The 20,940-nt window shown below is 42.7% G+C and carries 14 protein-coding genes; 8 read left to right on the plus strand and 6 right to left on the minus strand.

All coding sequences use genetic code 11. The features are described from left to right. Positions 1-53 precede the first annotated feature (53 nt). Together JMX92_RS04440 and JMX92_RS04445 are read right to left on the minus strand one after the other, a co-directional pair. On the minus strand, positions 54-875 hold the full coding sequence (locus tag JMX92_RS04440; RefSeq protein ID WP_201544179.1) for an RNA methyltransferase: 822 nt from the start codon (positions 873-875) through the stop codon (positions 54-56). 173 nt (positions 876-1,048) lie between these two features. Next, positions 1,049-1,930 (minus strand): LysR family transcriptional regulator, encoded by an 882-nt coding sequence (locus tag JMX92_RS04445; protein ID WP_201544142.1) that lies wholly within the window; start codon positions 1,928-1,930, stop codon positions 1,049-1,051. Between the two features lie 196 nt (positions 1,931-2,126). On the opposite strand from JMX92_RS04445, the gene JMX92_RS04450 reads away from it, so the two are divergent. From JMX92_RS04450 to JMX92_RS04475, 6 genes are all read left to right on the plus strand, one after another. Next, positions 2,127-2,519, plus strand: coding sequence for a RidA family protein (locus tag JMX92_RS04450; protein ID WP_110816595.1), 393 nt, complete (start codon positions 2,127-2,129; stop codon positions 2,517-2,519). A gap of 130 nt (positions 2,520-2,649) precedes the next feature. Further along, a complete protein-coding gene (locus tag JMX92_RS04455) occupies positions 2,650-4,104 on the plus strand; it encodes an aldehyde dehydrogenase family protein (protein ID WP_201544143.1) in 1,455 nt (484 codons plus the stop codon). Positions 4,105-4,188: 84 nt separating this feature from the next. Then, entirely contained in the window at positions 4,189-5,229 is a 1,041-nt protein-coding gene (locus JMX92_RS04460; protein WP_201544144.1) for a membrane dipeptidase, read from the plus strand. Between the two features lie 272 nt (positions 5,230-5,501). Then, positions 5,502-7,166, plus strand: coding sequence for a BCCT family transporter (locus tag JMX92_RS04465; protein ID WP_201544145.1), 1,665 nt, complete (start codon positions 5,502-5,504; stop codon positions 7,164-7,166). A 66-nt stretch (positions 7,167-7,232) separates the two neighbouring features. Continuing rightward, positions 7,233-8,963 carry a hypothetical protein gene (locus tag JMX92_RS04470; RefSeq protein WP_201544146.1) on the plus strand — a complete coding sequence of 577 codons (1,731 nt, stop codon included), beginning with the start codon at positions 7,233-7,235 and terminating at the stop codon, positions 8,961-8,963. Beyond that, positions 8,960-9,742: a DUF3726 domain-containing protein gene (locus tag JMX92_RS04475; RefSeq protein WP_201544147.1), complete on the plus strand. Its 783-nt coding sequence runs from the start codon at positions 8,960-8,962 to the stop codon at positions 9,740-9,742. The genes JMX92_RS04470 and JMX92_RS04475 overlap by 4 nt, the downstream gene beginning before the upstream one ends. Before the next feature lie 120 nt (positions 9,743-9,862). Here the strand turns inward: JMX92_RS04475 and JMX92_RS04480 are convergent, their stop codons facing one another. From JMX92_RS04480 to dnaE, 4 genes are all read right to left on the minus strand, one after another. Continuing rightward, entirely contained in the window at positions 9,863-11,749 is a 1,887-nt protein-coding gene (locus JMX92_RS04480) for an amidohydrolase (RefSeq protein ID WP_201544148.1), read from the minus strand. 459 nt (positions 11,750-12,208) lie between these two features. Beyond that, a complete protein-coding gene (locus tag JMX92_RS04485; RefSeq protein ID WP_011960487.1) occupies positions 12,209-12,433 on the minus strand; it encodes a DUF1427 family protein in 225 nt (74 codons plus the stop codon). A 128-nt stretch (positions 12,434-12,561) separates the two neighbouring features. Then, entirely contained in the window at positions 12,562-13,269 is a 708-nt protein-coding gene (locus JMX92_RS04490; protein WP_011960486.1) for a hydrolase, read from the minus strand. A 932-nt stretch (positions 13,270-14,201) separates the two neighbouring features. After that, on the minus strand, positions 14,202-17,813 hold the full coding sequence (gene dnaE, locus JMX92_RS04495) for a DNA polymerase III subunit alpha (protein WP_011960485.1): 3,612 nt from the start codon (positions 17,811-17,813) through the stop codon (positions 14,202-14,204). 241 nt (positions 17,814-18,054) lie between these two features. On the opposite strand from dnaE, the gene JMX92_RS04500 reads away from it, so the two are divergent. Both JMX92_RS04500 and JMX92_RS04505 read left to right on the plus strand, forming a co-directional pair. Further along, positions 18,055-19,191, plus strand: a complete 1,137-nt coding sequence (locus tag JMX92_RS04500) for a M14-type cytosolic carboxypeptidase (protein ID WP_201544149.1) — start codon at positions 18,055-18,057, stop codon at positions 19,189-19,191. A gap of 761 nt (positions 19,192-19,952) precedes the next feature. Then, complete coding sequence (locus tag JMX92_RS04505; RefSeq protein ID WP_201544151.1) at positions 19,953-20,936, plus strand: OmpA family protein; 984 nt, start codon at positions 19,953-19,955, stop codon at positions 20,934-20,936. Positions 20,937-20,940 lie beyond the last annotated feature (4 nt).

The following is a 20,940-nucleotide window of genomic DNA, read 5'->3' on the forward strand; positions in this document are numbered from 1 at the left end:
GTACGTAAAAGTGCTAAATCCCTTGAAGTAATAAAACAAGGTAAACGCTCATTTTAGAGTCTGCGCTGTACTTTAGCAATGATGGCACTTAACAGCTCATACTCTTTTTGGTCAAGCTGTAGTCGAGATAGCAGCCGTGATAGTCGGCTGGGCAACTCTCTTAGCTTATCATGCTCTGTACTCTCTACCAATTCTAGGCTATGCATCAGCTCTATTATACGAGACTGTAAGCTTTGCTTTTGTTGTTGATTGACAGCCGGTGCATCCCATTTTTGGCGTATCATTACCTCAATATCAGTACCGTCTTTATCAGCAGTGTCATTGGTTTGATTTAGCTTGCTGTGGCTGTGCTGCAAGAAACGGCTGTAAAAAAAGCTGGCAATTACTTGAACTGCTGAGGCCACATTAAGCACTGGGTAGTCTGGATTGGCATCGATTTGAATATGATAGTCTGCCAGTGCCAGCTCTTCATTGGTAAGCCCTCGGTCCTCTCTACCAAACAAAATGGCAACTTTGGTCTCACTGATGGGTCTATCTAAAACCAATTGGGCTGACTCATCTGGGGTGACAACAGGACGCGGAATGTGGCGCTGGCGACTACTGGCGGCAAATACCAGCTGGCAGTCGCTCAAAGCCTCATCTAAGGTATCTACTACGCAGCAATCTCTTAAAACACTTTGCGCCCCTGCAGCATGAGCGATACTGTCCTCATCAATCGGGTGTTTAGGGTTGACTACAACCAAGTCTGTTAGCCCCATGGTGAACATGGAACGAGCCGCTGAACCTATATTAGCAGGCAGAGTGGTATTGACCATAACGATACGGACGCTATTTAAACGTTGACGTAAATCAGGACTGTGGCGGTCTACATCCATGTGTATAGGTGTAGACTTTGAAGCAAAAGGAGCAGTCATAGGGTATCTTAAGGTTGTTTATTGCTAAGTTAAGCGGTTAAGTTTAATGAAAACTGGGCTGAAAATCTATGGGGCTTTCCTTATAAGTGCTGTCTTTATAAGTAAGCTGGGCCATTAACTCAATGAGTCTACACTCAATTTAAGCTTTTTATATAACTGGAGCAAAGCTGAGTAAAGAGCTGTACTTGCGGTGGTAATGTTCTGCCAGCAATGCTAAACATGCCTATCTGACGTTTTACAATAGGGTCAATAAGCGGTATCCATACCAAATGGTTATCGTACTCTGGAAAGGCAAGCTTGGGTAAGGTCGTCACACCGAGCTCATTTCTTAATAATGAGAATAAGGAGGTAATATTGCCCACCTCATATCTAGGCTTGATATTTATCTCATAAGCAGGGGTATGGCTGAGTAACTGACAGGTACCATTATAAATAAAAGGTTCGCCTAACAGCTCTTGCCACACGACGCCCTCTTCAAACTGAGCAAGTCGATGGTTTTTGGTACAGACCACGCCAATAGGGTCAGCAAGTAACGGCATAAAAGTTACCTCTTGCTCATGGGTGGTGTCTAAATTACCTAGCGCAATATCGACCTCGCCAGCAAGCAAACGGTTGCAAACACCTACCGAGTTGTCATCAACCAAGCTTATCTCTACATCAGGATAACGTCTGGAGTATTCTGCTAAGACGTCAGGCAGCAGTTTGGTGGCTATAGAGGGAACAGTGGCTATTCTTATCTTACCGTATTTTCCTAAAGCAGTAGACTGTAGGTCGGTTTCAAGGCGATGATAAAGCTGCATAAACTGATCGATTTTGGGTGCGCACTCTTCGCCAAAGGGCGTTAAGATCGAGTTATTACCAGGTTCAAATAAGGCTCGTCCTAATTCACTTTCTAAGGCTTTTATAGAAGAGGATAAAGTGGCTTGGGAGCGATTGGCACGAGAAGCCGCTGCCCGAAAGCCACCCTCTTCTACCACATACAAAAAATGACGCAGCTGTTGTAACTTGATATTCATAACGACAACCTCCTTGTTGCTTATATTTGATTACTATTTTTATCGATAGATTAAATCTATCATATCTAAGATATTATTTGTTAGATTTATCACTTGAATTTGCCTAATATAGCAGCTAACCAAATAAGGCAATCAAAATATAGCTCTAGGATGGGCTGATTCGATTGCCAACTTCTTACTGATTTTGGAGGGAGCCATGTCACAATCTATCAAAAAAACCGCAGTGAAAACCGATCTTTATGCCTCAAAAGCCCCGCTAGAGTGGGCAGTGGTCAGCAATGGCACCTTATATACCGCTCAAATCCCTATTGATGAAAATGGCGTGGTAGTAGAAGGTGGTATTGAGGCTCAAGCCCGTCAAACAATGGAAAACTTAAAGCATACACTTTCCTGTGCTGGTGAAGATATGGATTCAGTGGTACAGGCTTTGATCTATGTGACAGATCGAGCGTATCTTGCGACGGTTAATAAGATTTATGCAGAGTATTTCACTGCGCCTTATCCCAATAGAGCCGCAGTGGTCGTGGCTGGGCTGGCACGTGAAGAGATGCTAGTAGAGTTGGTGGTTTATGCCAATGTTGGACAGTAAACAGCTGATCAATACACCATATAACATCGCATGATATTAAAGACATGCGTGCAAGAAATCATGACTCATATAAATTATTTTAAATACTAACTTATTTCATTTTATTGAATGTTTTGCAAAGGATGCAACTATGACTAATCTACCAACTAATAATGCACTTTATATCAACGGTGAATGGCGTACAGGTACGCACACTATTACCAATATTAATCCATCAGATATCAGTGAAACCATTGGTGAGTATGCTCAAGCAGATGAATCTCATGTAGAAGAAGCCATTGCTGCTGCTCGCCGTGCTCAGCCTGAGTGGGCGCGTGTGCCAATGGAGCGTAAGCAAGCTATTTTACAATCTATTGGTGATGAGCTAATCGCTCGCTGTGATGAGTTAGGTCGTCTGCTTTCTCGTGAAGAAGGTAAGCCATTTGCTGAAGGGCGTGGCGAGATTTATCGCTCAGGTCAGTTCTTTCATTATTTTGCGGCAGAAGTGCTGCGTCAAATGGGTGATCTAGCAGATTCGGTACGCCCTGGCGTTAAGATTGAAATAACACGCGAAGCGGTGGGTGTGGTTGCTATTATCTCACCATGGAACTTCCCAACAGCGACTGCGGTTTGGAAAATTGCACCTGCTTTGGCATTTGGCAACAGTGTGATTTGGAAGCCGGCTAACTTAACGCCTGCCAGTTCTGTGGCATTAACAGAAATTATCCATCGTCATGGCCTGCCAGCAGGGACCTTTAACCTTGTGTTAGGTAGTGGCGGTAGCGTCGGTGATGCCCTTATTAACTCACCAGATATTGATGCGGTGAGCTTTACAGGCTCTGTACCAACAGGTCGTAAAGTAGCGGCAGCAACTGCACCAAACTTTGTACGCTGTCAGTTAGAGATGGGCAGTAAAAACGCCTTAGTGATTGCTAATGATGCCGATTTAGATATTGCTATTGAAGCGACTATTGGCGGTTCATTCTCAGGTGCGGGTCAAAAATGTACCGCCTCTTCACGCTTGCTAGTGATGGACAGTGTTTATGATGAATATGTTGAGAGATTAGCTCAGCGTATGAAGACGCTTAAGATTGGTCATGCGCTAGAAGAAGGTATCTTTATGGGTCCTGTTGTGGACGATAAGCAGCTGGCCGCTAACCTTAACTGGGTTGAAAAAGCCAAAAAACAAGGCGCTGAAATCGCTTTAGGTGGCGAGCGTTTAGACATGCCACATGAAGGCTACTATATGGCACCTACCTTATTGCTCGGCACACAAAACGACTGGGAAATTAACCAAGAAGAGGTTTTCGCACCATTAGCATCCGTCATTCGTATTAGTGATGATATTGAAGAGGCGATAGCGATTACTAACGAGACACGCTTTGGTTTAACAGGCGGCATTATTACTCAAAGCTTACGCAACAGTGCCTTGTTTAAAGAGCGAGTTGAAGCAGGATGTGTCATGGTGAACTTAGCCACAGCGGGTACCGACTATCACGTACCTTTTGGTGGTCGTAAATCATCAAGCTTTGGTCCACGTGAGCAAGGTCAATACGCCAAAGAGTTTTATACCATTGTTAAAACTGCTTATCAGCGCGCTTACTGATGGTTTTAAGTGCCAAATAATGTTCAAGCGCTTAGTCATAAAGGCGAAAGGGATATTTATTAAAATCGGATACAAGGAAGTACCATGTTTGAAAATCAGATAGTTATAGATGGGCTGCAATACAGCAATTGGGACAGAGATTATTTTTTGATGCTAAAAGCCAGCGGTATTCATGCGGTACATGCAACCTTGGTGTACCATGAAGATGCCCGAGCAACACTAACACGTTTTGCCGAGTGGGATCAGCGCTTTGAGCAAAACTCGGATGTCATCATGCCGGTATACAGTGCTCAGGATATTCAAAAAGCAAAAGAGCTGGGTAAGGTAGGTATTTTATTTGGGGCACAAAACTGCTCTCCAATTGAAGATGAGATTGGCCTTGTTAGTGTGATGCGCCAGCAAGGCCTACTTATCATGCAGCTGACGTATAACAACCAAAGTCTATTGGCAACGGGCTGTTATGAAGCCAATGACTCGGGTATTACACGTTATGGTAAGCAAGTCATCGAGGAGATGAACCGTGTTGGTATGATTATCGATATGTCGCACAGTGCAGAGCGCTCAACGCTTGAGGCCATTGATTTGTCTGAGCGTCCTATCTGTATCAGCCATGCTAATCCAACCTTTGCTCATGATGCGCTACGTAATAAGTCAGATACAGTCATTAAAGCGTTAGCCTCGCGCGGTGGTCTATTAGGCTTTAGCTTATATCCTTTTCATTTGCCCAATGGCAGTGACTGCCGTTTAGAGGACTTCTGTGCGATGGTCGCCAAGACAGCAGACATGGTGGGTGTGGATCACTTAGGTATTGGTAGTGATTTGTGCCTAAATCAGCCGCAATCTGTGCTGGAATGGATGCGTAATGGGCGCTGGTCTAAGCAGATGGATTATGGCGAAGGCTCTGCCAATAATTCTGGTTGGCCAGACTCTCTGCCGTGGTTTGCTGGCAGGGATGGTATGCGTAATATCTATGAGGGTCTACTCAAAACTGGCTTTAGCGAGAATGAGGCAGGGCAAATTATTGGCGGTAATTGGTATCAATTCTTAGAGCGCTCTCTTGTACCTATGCCAGAGCTTAACAGCAGTTACCAAAAAGACCGTCAACGTTCTGAAGTAATCGCTTAATAGATACTTCATGCTGGCATTCTAGCTTTTCACATCACTTATTTCGTAGTCAGTTTTATTCAAAACTTGCGTTTGATTGGCCGCAGTAGTTTATACCTTAGGGAATAAACTACCGGTTAGGTGATGCTATTTTAAATTATTAAAGGACAATTGAATCTTGGTTGATATCACACCGTTATAGATCTTAACTGGGCTCGGATGCCCTAGGTGAGTGGCTATTAAAGAATGCATATCTGACAAACAATACCAATCTAGTATAAGGAAATACGATTATGACTGATATAGAGATGACACCTACCACTGAGCCAAATATGAGCTCAAACGTACACAAAACACCGCAGCCTCATTTAGAGTCGAAAGATGCGCTGGGCCTGAAAAACCCAGCCCTATGGTATAGCGGTGGTTTTATTATTATATTCGTATTGATGGCTATTTTTAGTCAGCAGTATTTAGCTCAAGCAGTTGAAATAGGCTTTAATTGGTCAGTGAAGTTTTTTGGTCCTTTTTGGCAGATACTGTTGCTAGCTACTTTCTTAATTGCTTTAGCCGTGGGTGCGGGCCGCACTGGCCGAGTTATCTTAGGAAACTTAGCAGAGCCTGAAATGGATAGCTTCAAATGGATGGCTATCTTATTTTGTACATTGTTAGCAGGTGGCGGTGTTTTCTGGGCAGCAGCTGAGCCTATGGCACATTTTGTCACGCCGCCGCCAATATTTGCAGAGACGGCTGATATCCAGCAAAGAGCTTTCAATGCATTATCACAATCTTTTATGCATTGGGGGTTTTTAGCGTGGGCGATTGTGGGTAGCTTATCTGCTATTGTCATTATGCACTTGCATTACGACAAAGGATTACCATTAAAGCCGCGTACTTTTCTGTATCCAGTATTGGGAGAGCGTGTTTTAACCGGTCATACAGGTGCCATTATCGATGCCTGCTGTATTATTGCTGTAGCAGCAGGAACAATTGGTCCCATTGGCTTTTTAGGGTTACAAATCAGTTATGCCCTAAACACACTGTTTGGTATTCCAGATACCTTCATCACCCAGCTTATCATTATTTTGTTCGCCATTGCTTTATATACCTTATCAGCCATCAGTGGCCTTGCTAGAGGTATGCAGCTGCTTAGCCGTTTTAACGTTATCTTAGCATTTGCATTGATGCTTTTTATCTTAGTATTTGGTCCAAGTAATTTTATTGTCAATGGTTATATTCAAAGTATGGGTAGTATGGTTAATAACTTTCTGCCTATGGCGACCTTCCGAGGTGATGAGGGATGGTTGAGCTGGTGGACCGTATTTTTCTGGGGCTGGTTCTTAGGTTATGGTCCTATGATGGCCATCTTTATCGCTCGTATTTCACGTGGTCGCACCATTCGCCAGCTAATCACGACAGTTTGTATTGTAGCGCCTTTAGTGACCTGCTTTTGGTTTACTATTGTTGGCGGAACAGGGCTTGCGTTTGAAATTGCGAACCCAGGTAGCGTGAGCGCAGCATTTGAAGGGTTTAACTTGCCGGGGGCTTTATTAGCCATTACTCAGCAGTTACCGTTTCCTATGGTTACCTCGATCTTATTCTTAATTTTAACGACCATTTTCATTGTGACGACAGGTGACTCTATGACTTATACCATCAGTGTGGTGATTAGTGGTGAGCGCGAGCCAAATGCCATTATCCGCACGTTTTGGGGGGTCATGATGGGGGTCACTGCAATTGCACTCATTTCTATCGGCGCAGGCGGTGTCACAGCACTACAATCATTTATTGTGATTACTGCCGTACCTGTTTCTTTTATTATGCTGCCAGCACTATGGAATGGCCCCCAAATAGCGAAGCAAATGGCAAAAGATCAAGACTTGTATCGCCCCAATCGTTTATTAACTGGGCAGCCTATAGTTCAAGCTGCTGTTAAATCGGATGTGATAGCTAAAAGATGAGGGCCCAAGATTATCGTAAAGGAAATACAGTAGCTTTTAATCGGTAGTATTAAGGATGATAAGGATATGAATGTGACGATTAATAATTGTGATAAACCAAGTGATTTGATATGTGACATCAAGCCACTGAATCTGAGAGATCCAAGTGATGTTATGCATCCAGACAGGCTAGGCGCCATGCATCAAACCAGAATTAGCTTTGTTCGAACGCTGCTCAGAAAAATAAGTCGAGAAAACTGGCAGCTTAGTACACAAAGTTGGTGTTTATCAAGTGATGGGTATGGACATGCCATCTATCGCTTAACCACTGACAATGGTGTCTATCACTTAGTAGTCTTCTGTGATGAGATTGCAGATGAAGAGAGAAATGACCGTGTGATTGCAGAGCGGTGGGATGTGACTTTTTGCCTCGTCCTAGGTGAGGTGCCTGATGAGCTACTTGAGCAGCTGCGTGCAAATGTGCCGCTGCAAGAGGCGGGACGTAACTCAAATAAAGTGATTGTGCTGGCACGGGCGAATAAGAGTATGCGCGTGTTTGAGCACATTGTTGACAGCTTAGCGAGTGGCAATCAGCCAAAGCCTGAAGTGCTAGCACAAGTGGGGTATATTCTAAGAACGACTGCTGTCTATGGCAATGGCAAATTTGGAATCCATGATTTTAAACCATTAGAAAAAACCATCGACTTTGGTCAGTCATTTAGTGCTCAGATGTGTGCCGTCTATTTATTACGCCAGTTCAGCCTAGATTTGGTGGATTTCTTAGCGAAGAATAGAGGCGGGGAGACCGCAGTTGGTTTGCATCCTAAACTACAACGTTATCTAGGTGTGGGCAATGCAACGGGTTTGGGTATGGCGCCTTACCTCATTAACCACCCTTGTATTGTTGATCAGTGGTTAAGTAGCAGAGAGCAGGCATTAGCCACTGTATTAGAGGGCAAGATTGAAACGAACAAGTTTGCCACATTAAAACAATACCTTGAGCGAGCTGTAAAACACCTACAGCAAGTTGTTACTATCAATGAGCGACAGCAACAAAAGAATCAAACGGCAGTATCAGAACTTGAAGAGCTGCTTAAGTCTGTTGAGTTGACTGCATCAACTTTATGCATTTGGCGAGAGCTGCTCAAACATTATCAATATATGAGCTATGAGGCGCAGGAGGTCTTAATCGCCTGCTTAATGGAGCTGTATCCTGAAAAAGTAGATGCGTTTGAGTCACTTATGAATGCGGATGAAACCATGGAGGTGCCTTTAGGTAAAAAGGTGGGCGACATTATCCGTATCTTGGAAGCTCGTTATCAGTGGGCAATTCATACCGACTTCACTGATTCTAATAATGCTTACTGGTTTTGGTATCGCTCTGAAGATAAAGAAGAGCCAAGGCTTGGTGTTAGAGGTGTAGAGGAAGGTGTTGAAAAAGAGCTGCCCTTAGATATCGGTAGGCAAGCACGCAATCTTTATTTGGCGATGAAACAGGCTGATGAGTCGCAAAAGCTGTCAGAGTTTGTCTTAAAGCATCCAAAGTATCGCGGTATTATTCGCCGTGTGTGGAATATGGGTAACAAGCCAATGGGTGATATTCAAATGAATGTGCTACATAAGGATGCACTACCTATGAATTTACTGCGCTGTAAATTATCTATATTTGGAGCGACTAAATTTGATCCGCGTTCAGATCGGTGGGTACGCATTACTTTATTCCAAGGCGCGCCTTTATTTGAAGAGGCTCACGAAGCAGAGTGGTTATTTCCTTTGTTGCCGACAGAAGCAGAAATACAGCAAGGAGATGAAATATGATAGTCTCTCATAATGAAATTATAAGCTTGGTGCAAAAGGCTTTTTTGGGCACGCGTAATGAATATGGCGAGGCCGATCTCATTGCCAACATGGTGGCAGAGCTACAGATGGCTGGGCTTGAAGGTATTCGCCAATTTAACAATGCTAGTGATTTTCTGTTCAATGAGCAAGAAGTCGAATTAGATATTATCAATAATCAGATTGTTGATGAAGTGGTATTAGATGAAAATGATGAGAAGTCTAAGTCTTCATTAACTTTGACGTTTGATTTTCATGGTAATAGTATCGCTTATCACCTACCGGCAGTTTTAGACTATGCGTTAGAGCATTTTGCAGATGATAAGCACCATCATATTAAGATTGAGCTAAAAAACTGCCATAATCGCTGGCTGGCTTACGGGGAGTTAGTCAGGCTTGCTGTAAAAGGTATTGCTTGTATGGCACGCTGGGATAATGGTACAGATCCTAAACATACTTTGTTTATTTTAAACTTAGGTAATATTTATCCTGAGCTTTACTTCTTTGATGAACAGGTCGATGAGATAGACGGGCCACAGGATATGATTATTGAGCTTGCTGATAATGATTTTGTCCTAGAGCGCTATGGAAAAAACCACGTGGACTATCTAAGCTCAGAGGAAATCTTAAAGCGCCATCAATTATCTTGGGATACTGGAATTAAAGTTAACTCCGTAGAATGGGATATTTTGAAAGAAACCGCTAAGCATATGTTAGTAAAGAACAGTGAGCAGTCAATGAGAGGTGCTGGTGGCGTATAATGTGAATACTCTGCTATTATTACTCTATACTCATCAAGTTATAATTCAAAATACAAAAAAGCCCGCTAATCAGCGGGCTTCTCGTTATTAAAAACCAAACTAGGCGTTTATTAAAAGTGCTTAAACAGCCCAGCAAGAGCAACCAAAGGCACCGAAGAAGTCTTTCATGTTAGAGACAGGTGCATTTGATTTCCAAGCCTTGGCATGATTATGGCCATGCAAGTTACAGGCACTTGAGCAGCCACAAGAGGCGGCCATGGTAGCACTGTTTGGCGCTAAAGAGTTCTTGCCAGCCCCTTCAGGATCACCCCAAGCAGCGTAGCCGCCATACTGATTGACAGGTGACCAATCTGGCATAGCAGGAGGGATTGGTGAGTCGAAGTCTGAGAATTCACCCGCACCATATACCGTCTTACCGCCCACGACTGTTAAATCTGAGGTAAGATAAGGAATTTCATTTTCTGGAATGGCGAAAAAGTCTTTGTTTGGTACGATGAAGTCTGCTAAATGACCTTCTTCAATGCGACCACGTTTGCCTTCTTCATTGGTAAACCAAGCGACTTTTTCAGTCCACATACGTAGCGCTGTTTCACGGTCTAATAGGTTGTCTTGATCATAAAGCTGCATACCGCCAACGGTTTGACCGCTGATCAACCAAGATAGCGATACCCAAGGGTTATAAGAGGCAACACGTGTCGCATCAGTACCGGCAGAAACTTTAACACCACTGTCTAGCATTTGTTTAATAGGTGGGGTGTTAGAAGCAGCCGCTGTGCCATAGCGCTCAGCGAAGTACTCACCTTGATAAGCCATACGGTGCTGTACGGCAATACCACCACCTAGAGCGGCAATACGGTCGATATTTTTTTGAGAGATGGTTTCAGCATGGTCAAAGAACCAGTTTAGACCTTCAAAAGGAATCTCTTCGTTCACCTTTTCATAAACATTAAGGGCACGCTCAATGGTCTCATCGTAAGTAGCATGTAAGCGCCATGGCCATTTGTTTTGAGCCAAAATACGAATCACTTCTTCAAGGTCATGCTCCATATCAGCTGGCATTTCAGGACGTGGCTGACGGAAATCTTCAAAGTCAGCAGCTGAGTACACCAGCATTTCACCTGCGCCATTATGGCGGAAGTAGTCATCACCTTGCTTATAAGTGACCGATGACGTCCAGTTTAAGAAGTCTTCTTTTTCTTCTTTTGGCTTTTGAGTAAATAGGTTGTAGGCCATACGAACAGTCAGCTGACCTTCATCATGAAGCTTTTGAACCACTTCATAATCATCAGGATAGTTCTGCGAGCCACCACCAGCATCAATAATACCAGTCACACCTAAGCGGTTCAGCTCACGCATAAAATGACGCGTAGAATTTAATTGGTATTCAAAGGGTAGCTTTGGACCTTTGGCCAAAGTAGCATAAAGAATTGAAGCATTTGGCTTGGCTAACAGTAGGCCTGTTGGATTGCCATTGGCATCACGTTGAATCTCGCCACCAGGTGGTTCTGGCGTCTCTTTTGTATAACCTACTGCACGTAAAGCAGCCGCATTCAGTAAAGCGCGATCATATAGGTGTAAGATAAATACAGGCGTATCTGGAGCAACGGCGTTGATTTCATCAATGGTAGGAAGGCGCTTTTCAGCAAACTGATTTTCAGTAAAGCCACCAACCACACGTACCCACTGAGGAGAAGGGGTATTTGCCACTTGCTGCTTCAACATCGCCATAGCATCTGCAAGCGTGCGTACACCATCCCAGCGCAGTTCCATGTTGTAATTGAGGCCACCGCGGATGACGTGAGTATGATTATCAAATAAGCCTGGTAATAAACTACGTCCTTTTAGGTTAATCGACTTAGTATTGCTGCCTGCCATTGAAAGAATTTCTGAATCACTACCTACGGCCACAAATTTACCATCTTTAATAGCGACCGCTTCCGCCGTAGGCTGTGAGCGATTTAAAGTGGTTATTTTCCCGTTATGATAGATAATGTCTGGAGTTGTCATATTATTATCCTAATTATAATGAAGTAAAACATTATTCAACAAGGTATGATTGATTACAGTGCAATTTCACAGACTTGTCGACTTCCATGGATAATTACTTATTAGATCTTATCGTCATCGCTTTATTATCGTATATAAGATATCAGTGAGTCGCAACTATTAAGTATTTATTCAATACACAACAACACTAAAGCCATACAATATTTTTTTCGTAATCTACAAAATGACTGGCTACATCTTATATCGCTTAATGTGAGCGCAGTCATAGATTACCTATGTGACATTTCATGCACTAAAGGTTAATCCCTATGATTTGCAATTTAGACAACCCAAATAGTTTAGCTAATCTATAATAATGCTTGGTTAAATTCACAAATACAAATAAGAAAATAAAAGTTATTGAGCCATAGAGACTAGGCTTTATTTCCTTGTCTGTATGCTATGAATAGCAAGCAGAGATTACTGCATATTATTTTGAGAGCTATCTTGTTGTACTACTTGCTCAGCAGACGGTGGCGTGTGAAATACGTGCTGCTTAACAAAAGGAATGAGCTGCTCCCCAATCAGCATTCCCAACAGCCCGACCAATGCCCAAGTAGGCGGTGCAGGAGAGCGAACATTGACAACACTATAGATAACACCAACAACAATACCGACAATTAAAGAAGCTAAATAGATTTTCATGAGGGATATACTCGGGTGGGTGAATGCAAAAAAGGACTAACTGAGCTCGATATAACTAGGATTAAGTTAGTTCACAAGCTAAGTTCGCCCTTTTTTATTTAAAAATAAAGGTAACGTTTAATCGTTAATTATTTTTTTGGAGCAGGGTTAGGACCGATGCTACCTTTAGCTGCAACACGCGCAGGCGCTTTATGAACCATAGTGTAGGCATAGTCAACACCCATACCATACGCACCAGAGTGCTCACGTACGATGTCCATTACAGCATCATAAGTTGCTTTGTTAGCCCAGTCACGTTGCCACTCAAGAAGCACTTGCTGCCAAGTTACAGGAACAACGCCTACTTGAAGCATACGCTCCATAGCCCACTGATGTGCTTCTACAGTAGTACCACCAGAAGCGTCAGCTACCATATAGATTTCATAATCAGTATCTTGTAAGCAAGAAAGAGCGAAAGATAGGTTACATACTTCAGTCCATAGGCCTGACACAACAATTTTTTTACGGCCATTTTTAGCATTTTCGGCTAAAGCATCACGAACATTTTGGTCATCCCAAGAGTTCATTGAGCTACGCTCAAGAAGATCGTTATCTGGGAACACTTCTAATAGTTCTGGTAAGGTGTTACCAGAGAAGCTGGCTGTCTCAACAGTAGTAATAGTAGTAGGAATATTGAAAACTTTAGCAGCTTTGGCTAAACCAACAACATTGTTTTTAAGAGTTTGACGGTCGATAGACTGTACGCCAAATGCCATTTGTGGTTGTTGGTCAATAAAGATTACTTGGCAATTTTCTGGCGTTAAAAGTTCTAATAATGCTTTAGATGAAGTAGACATAGTTTTTATTCCTATTTATATGATTAATTAGAATTTAAATGAGTTAATTACAGAGCTGCTAGATAAATGCTTTAGCAATTAACGTGGCTGGGCATCCTGGGTTAGGCTAGTATTCTATTTAATAATATAGCTTAACTAAAAGCAGGTCTTATAACGGATTTATACAATCAGTATTTCTCTGCGTGCTAAGTGCCGTCGAGGGTCATTATATTAGTAGAATTAAATACTGGCAAGTCCCGTGTTACAGTTGTTATACACTGTTGTAAAAGGGTTTGCAGGCTATTTTTTTGATTTAATTACCGACGATGTTTAGGGGTTTTTTGTGATTTTTAGGCTATTTTTTTTGGGTACTGGTTGTCATTTAGATTAAAATATGTCCCAATATTTTATTTAGTTTTAATAAATAATTTTCTTTTAAAACATCGAAGTTTTAATGGCTTTAAATAAAAATTGGCTTTATTTGTGAGTACATAGTGATCTTGTATTATTTAGATTTTAAATTTAGTTTGTTTATAATTTAATGAACCAATATCAGGCTAAATTAAGTAAAAATGAGATATAAAATAATTAATTTTCGAGATTTTATGCGGTAAATAGAGCTCGAATTTATTTATTAAGAAGCCAATTTGGATAACAAATCTAGGTCTAAATTGACTGATTTGCCAATAAAATCCCAAAATATAATCAGCAAATTACGAAGAAGTGGCACGATTAATTTCGCTCAGCCCATTTGAGTCGTCTTTATAATAGGTTATTTTGCAACCTTTTTAGAGCTCATTGGCGATAAGATGAGAGAGTCCTACTTAATAGGAACAAGAGGTGCTTAAATTTTTTCGACACACAAAAAAATGCTTAAGCTTTCAAACAAAGCTTAAGCATCTTTCGATTAAAACGCCAAATATTAAACGTGTTAGAGGTTACTGGTTTAAAGGCTACTGGTAATGGAAATACAAGTTGTCCTGGGGTACTAAGGTGCCCAGCTGTATTAAATTGTCATCTGTGGGGTACAGACGCCAGTTGTCATTTAAACTGACATTGGCAATGGCAAAGTCGGTATAAATGTTTAGAGCGATAGGAATACAGCCATCGTTTTGTGCTACCGGAGCCGCTGTCATATCCGAGTTGCCGTTATAGTAAGCTTCCATTGAATTGCCGTCATCACTGTCTTCATCGAAGGCGGGGCTTTGATGATTTGGAATGAGATGACTCTGAGCAGGCTTTAGTAAGGGTTGTAATGAGTCAAGCAACAAGGTGTTTTGGCTGTGAATCTTGATACTTATCTTTTTTACCCAACGTTGACGGCATTCAAGCAGGGTATAAGCATTGTCTAAACGGGCGAATAACCGGCCATCACGGTCTCGAATACCGCCTTTGATAACAATTACCTCATCGACCTTGAGCTTGTCTTTAATGCGGTTAAAACGCTCAGCATAGCAGCTAACCTCAAGACGGGCTGTGCCATCATCAAGGGTAATGACGCAGCGGTTACCAAAGTTTGCGATGTCCATAATCAAACCGGCAAAAAAAGTACTGCCGTTATAGCCAGTATCTGCCAAGCTATCTAAACGGGCATTTGAGGTATAAACAGCCACTTCTTTGCGGTATTGATCTAGGGGATGACCGGTTAAATAAAGCCCTAGGGTGTCTTTTTCAGCTTTGAGACGGTGCTTGTCTCCCCAAATCAGACCGCTATCTGTAGGCAGTGGCGGTGCGGTGGTGGCATTATCGACTTCACTGAATAAGTCCATCATACCCATTTCATTATTTTGACGCTCTTGTTCCGCCGCTTGTACTGCACTTGGCAGCTGTGCCATTAACGCACCGCGAATCTGATGGCGCTCATCTGCTGCTAAATCTGGGCGCTGGGTAATGGCAAAGTCATCAAAGCAGCCAGATTTAATTAACGCCTCTAAGGTGCGCTTGTTTACCTTTTTGATATCTACTCGGCGGCAAAAATCATAAAGATCTGTAAACTTGCCTCCTTGACGACGTGCTTGCACGATAGAATCTACCGCGCCTTCACCGACGCCTTTAATGGCACCTAAACCATAGATGATGTTGGTGGGAGTATCGGCCACAAAGTGCCATTCACTTCGATTTACTGAGGGGTTATCGACGCTAAGATCGAAGTTTTCACGGCAATCGTTAATGAAGAATACCACGTTATCGGTGTTGTTCATATCTGAGGTAAGGACTGCTGCCATAAACTCAGCTGGGTAGTAATATTTGAGATAAGCCGTTTGATAGGCAAGTACCCCGTAAGCGGCTGAGTGCGACTTGTTAAATCCGTAACCGGCGAATTTTTCCATCAAATCAAACACACCGCCAGAGATGACAGGGTCAATACCTTGTGCTGTGGCACCGGTCACAAAAATGTCACGCTGTTTGGCCATCTCTTCAGGTTTCTTTTTGCCCATGGCACGGCGCAGCATGTCAGCGCCGCCTAAGCTATAGCCAGCCATGACCTGTGAGATTTGCATTACCTGCTCTTGGTAGACAATAACCCCATTGGTGTTTTCTAAAATCGGCTCAAGGTTTGGGTGATCATACACCACCTCTTCACGCCCATGTTTGCGGTCAATATACATCTCTACCATGCCAGCGTCTAATGGGCCGGGGCGATACAACGCACACATGGCGATAACGTCTTCGATGTTGGTCGGTTGCAGCTTGGCCAGGTATTTTTTCATACCCGAGCTCTCTAGCTGGAACACCGCTGTGGTTTTGGCGTCTTGTAGCAGCTTATAGGCATTTGTATCATCAAGCGGTAAGTCTTCAAGCTCTAAAGCGGGCTTATTCTCACGAGCACGGCGCTCGTTGATGTTTTTGACAGCGGCATTGATAACCGTTAGGTTGCGTAGACCTAAGAAGTCGAACTTAACTAGGCCGACAGACTCTACGTCATCCTTGTCGAATTGGCTAACCCGGTGACCTTCTTCATCACAATAAATCGCACTAAAGTCGGTGATTTTGTTCGGGGCGATTAGTACCCCACCGGCATGCTTACCGACGTTACGAGTGATGCCCTCAAGCTTAATGGCCATCTCCCAGATTTCATTGGCATCTTCATAGTCCATGTTGTCCGGATTAGACAGCAAATCCTTAAGCTGAGGCTCCTCGAGTAGGGCGTCTTTTAAAGAGATACCGGGCGTCTTTGGAATAAGCTTGGAGATTTTATCAGCCAAGCCATAAGATTTACTTTGGACACGAGCCACGTCTCGCACCACAGCTTTAGCCGCCATGGTACCAAAGGTGATAATCTGCGACACCGCCTCACGGCCATATTGACTGGCCACGTATTCAATGACGCGGTCACGCCCTTCAATACAAAAGTCGATATCAAAGTCAGGCATGGACACACGCTCGGGGTTTAAGAAGCGCTCAAACAGCAGATCATAATGCAGCGGATCAAGGTCGGTGATGTTCAAGGCGTAGGCCACTAACGAGCCGGCGCCCGAACCACGCCCTGGACCGACAGGCACGCCATTGGCCTTGGCCCAGCGAATAAAGTCCATAACGATTAAGAAGTAGCCCGGAAATCCCATCTCCAAGATAATATTAAGCTCATGCTCCAAGCGCTCATCATAGGGTCTGCGAATCTCAGGCCACGTCTCATCACGCTCGCTTACTGGATATAACTTATCCAAACGTGCCTCCAGTCCGCGCTGCGACTCAGCTCTGAAGAAAGACTCAATGGTCTCACCTTCTGGTACTGGAAATTCAGGCAATACGTTTATGCCCAGTGTCAAAGTAACGTTACAGCGCTGCGCTAGAATGACCGTGTTTTGAACCACCTGAGGGATATCGGAAAATAGCTCAGTCATTTGGGCTTGAGTCTTTAGATACTGTTCACTTGAGTAGTCGTGTGGCCTATTGGGATCAGCTAATACATGGGAGGAGGCAATACACACTCGAGCTTCGTGAGCATCAAAGTCCTCTTCTTCCAAAAAGCGCACGTCATTATGGGCCACTGTGGCAATACCATGACGCTGACCTGCCAAAATGGCCTGTTCAATAAAAGTATCTTCCAAAGCCCGTTTGGTGCGCTTTATCGCAAAATACAGGCGATCACCAAATACTGCTTGATACTCGCTAATCAATTGATGTCCGCGCTCTGGGTTTGCGCCTAATAAAGCTTGGCCCACATCAGATTTTTCGGTGAATAGTACAATAACCCCAGCGCTGTTATCTAGCAAATGCGCTTTATTGACAATAGGTGTTCCTCGGTTATCAGGATTCATGCGGCCATCAGTAAAGCCTAGCGAGACAATACGGGTAATGCTTTGATAACCCTCGTTATTCATGGCAAGCAAGGTTAAACGAGTATGTTCATCATCAAGAATAATCTCAGCACCAATAATGGGCTTTATCGCCGCATCTAGGCAGGCACGATAGAATTTAACAGTGGCATACAAATTCGATAAATCTGTCAACGCCAGTGCCATCTGTCCATCAGCAGCGGCCGCTTTGACCATAGGTTTGATACGGATAATAGAGTCCGTAATAGAAAATTCGCTGTGAATACCAAGATGTACAAACGCCATAAATGACCTGATTAGCTGATTAAAATAGAGAGGATGTGGCGAAGCTACGCTATATAGCGTATTGCGCTCAAAAGAAGTGGCTTGTTTATACCAAGTAAATCAATAAACAAGAGGATAACTATAGCATTTTTAAGCATATTGAGCCATAGCTAGGCGCAGTGTTACACTCTTATATTACTAACAGATTTTGCTGTTTTTATGATGACCATTTATTGTATACCCTCCAATCAAGGACCCTATTATGCATATTTCTGCCAATTTCGATGCCGGTAATATTGAGGTTTTAAATGCCGACAATCCTAAAAATATTGAACTGGCTATTCGTCCAGATGTTGGCGATGAGTTTTTTCAGTGGTTTAATTTTCGTCTGACCGGTGACATCGGTGAGCAGTATGTACTTAATATTGTTAATGCTGGCGAGTCCTCGTATGTCGAGGGCTGGGAGGGTTATCAAGCGGTCGCTTCTTATGACCGTCAATATTGGTTCCGTCTACCGACTACTTATAAAGAGGGCAAACTGACCATTGATGTTGAGCTTGAGTGTGAAAGCATCCAAATTGCCTATTTTGCGCCATATAGCTATGAGCGCCATCAAGACTTATTGGCAGCGGTTCAGACTCATCCTTTGGTCACTTTAGAGCATCTGGGTGAGACCCTTGATAAGCGGGATTTAACCTTGGTCAAAGTCAGTAGTGATGAGGATGGCTTGGTAGAGAAGCGTAATATATGGATTATCGCTCGCCAGCATCCGGGTGAGACCATGGCTGAGTGGCTGATGGAAGGTTTGCTTTATAGTCTATTAGACAGTGACAACACCACCGGCAGACGTTTGCTTGACAAGGCCAACTTCTATATCGTACCAAACATGAACCCAGATGGCAGTGTGCGTGGACACCTGCGCACCAATGCAGTAGGTACAAATTTAAACCGTGAGTGGGAAAGCCCAAGTCTGGAGAGAAGCCCTGAAGTGTATTATGTGCTCAACAAAATGGATAAGACCGGCGTAGATCTATTTTATGATGTGCATGGCGATGAAGCGCTGCCTTACGTCTTCTTAGCAGGCTCGCAAGGGACACCAAGCTATAGTGAGCGATTGGCAAATCTTCGTGATAAATTCTCTGAGGTGTTGACCCTTGCCAGTGCTGACTTCCAAACTGAATATGGCTATGAGATTGATGCACCGGGTGAAGCCAATATGACGGTAGCGACCAATGCAGTCGCTGAGCGTTTTGATTGCTTGGCCAATACGCTTGAGATGCCGTTTAAAGACAATGCCAATTCACCAGATGAGCGGGTTGGCTGGTCGCCTGAGCGCTCAATTAAACTGGGTGAGGCGTCATTAGTCGCTATGCTTGCTGTGGTGGATGAGCTGCGTTAGTCAGCGGCATGGTTTAATAGGTATAAGATAGGCACAAGAGCCTTTCAAGCTTATTATACGAGCTTGGAAGGCTTTTTTTATCGTAAATTGATATAAAGTCCTGCTGTATTCATAAAAACTATCTAAAGTAGATATTTAAATTACCCGTTAAGGATCAGTAGATTAAAGTGCTCAATTGCCTAAGTAGTTTGGTCAATTTTTCATAATTAACGTTAAATATGCATGGTCATTACCTTGCCTATATCTCTTAATTCAGGCAATAGTGCCATGTAATTTTTCTTATAATTTTCTGTAGTTTTATTATCTGCGATGCTTTTTTTAATTAATTCTATATAGTTTTTATAATGTTTTTTTAAGTAATGTTATTTTTCTAAAAAGTTTCAATTCTTTTAAAGTATAAGATATATGTTTAATTTTGCTTATGAATGCTAATAAAATATTGTAATCATAGATTATTTTAGTATTATACAATTATATAACTAAAAGTAGAGCCAATATTTAGGTTACCTTCAACTTTAATATGTTTGCTAGAAGGCTTAAGTAAGCCAGTGGATTCTGATTTTTTTCAATGCCTCTTGTTTTTGACAGATTTTATATTGTGTCATTCATTTTGAATAACCGCGTATTTTCTATAATAAATTCAATCGAGCTTGTTAACTCATCTTTCTAGCCGCTAAACAACAGCTGATTAAGCGACTGTCAATATAACTCTAATATCATCAACATCACCTTTTTATTACTCCATTCATAGAGAAAAATAAATGAATCTAAACCCCCTGGTACTGTCTTCTTTATTCGCAGCGATTACGTTAAGTGGCTGTCAAACCTTCCCTAACTTCAATTCACATGACACAACATCGGCAGTGAATAGTGCTAATAATAGTAGCAGTCGCTATATTAATAATGTGCATTGGGAGAAAAAGGGCGATCTTTTTAGTGTGCCTAATAATTCAGACTTAAGCCGTTATCAAAGCCGAATTGTGGTTTTTCGTCAGGTTGATGACGTAGTAAATCTAAGAGAAGATTACCAAGGTAGCATTAATATCGGTATTGATGATCGTTTTCAGACAAGCTTGCAGCCTGGTCAATACTCACAGTCTATTGTGTGCACTGGGCGTCATAATTTGAGTACAGAAATAACTCGTAGCAAAACCAATTATTTAAATAATACCGCTTCAATTGAAACCTTACAGCCCAAGAAAACTTATTATTATCAAGTCATTATTGATCAACGAACCAGCCTACCTATCGCTCAACCAATAGATGATGCAACCGCAATCTCTATGCTACAAAACCTACCGGAACAAACCCACCAAATTAGCCGCGTGGTACAAAACAATTGTCAGCCAGTTGCTCAGCCTGCACCAACACCTACAGATATCTCGCCAGAACCCATTGTTGTCAATCAACCCATTAAGCTTGATGTCCTGTTTGATTTTGACAGCGCCAATATTCGATCCTCTTATTCTCGAAAAATAGAAGCAGTTGTTGATTTTATGAGACAACATCCTGAGGTTACTGCTGTGTTAGAAGGGCACACGGATAGTAAAGGCAATGCCGCTTATAATCAGAGACTGTCTGAGCAGCGTGCTCAAGCGGTCAAAGACAAAATGGTTAATCAATATGGGATCAGTAGTCAGCGCTTGATGGCTCAAGGCTATGGTGAGTCACGTCCTGTTGCAACTAATGATACAGAGCAAGGTCGCCAAGAGAATCGCCGGGTCGTTGCCATCATTAGTCAGTAGTTTA

Origin of the sequence: Psychrobacter sp. H7-1 (assembly GCF_904846585.1) — a bacterium.
Lineage (GTDB): Bacteria > Pseudomonadota > Gammaproteobacteria > Pseudomonadales > Moraxellaceae > Psychrobacter > Psychrobacter raelei.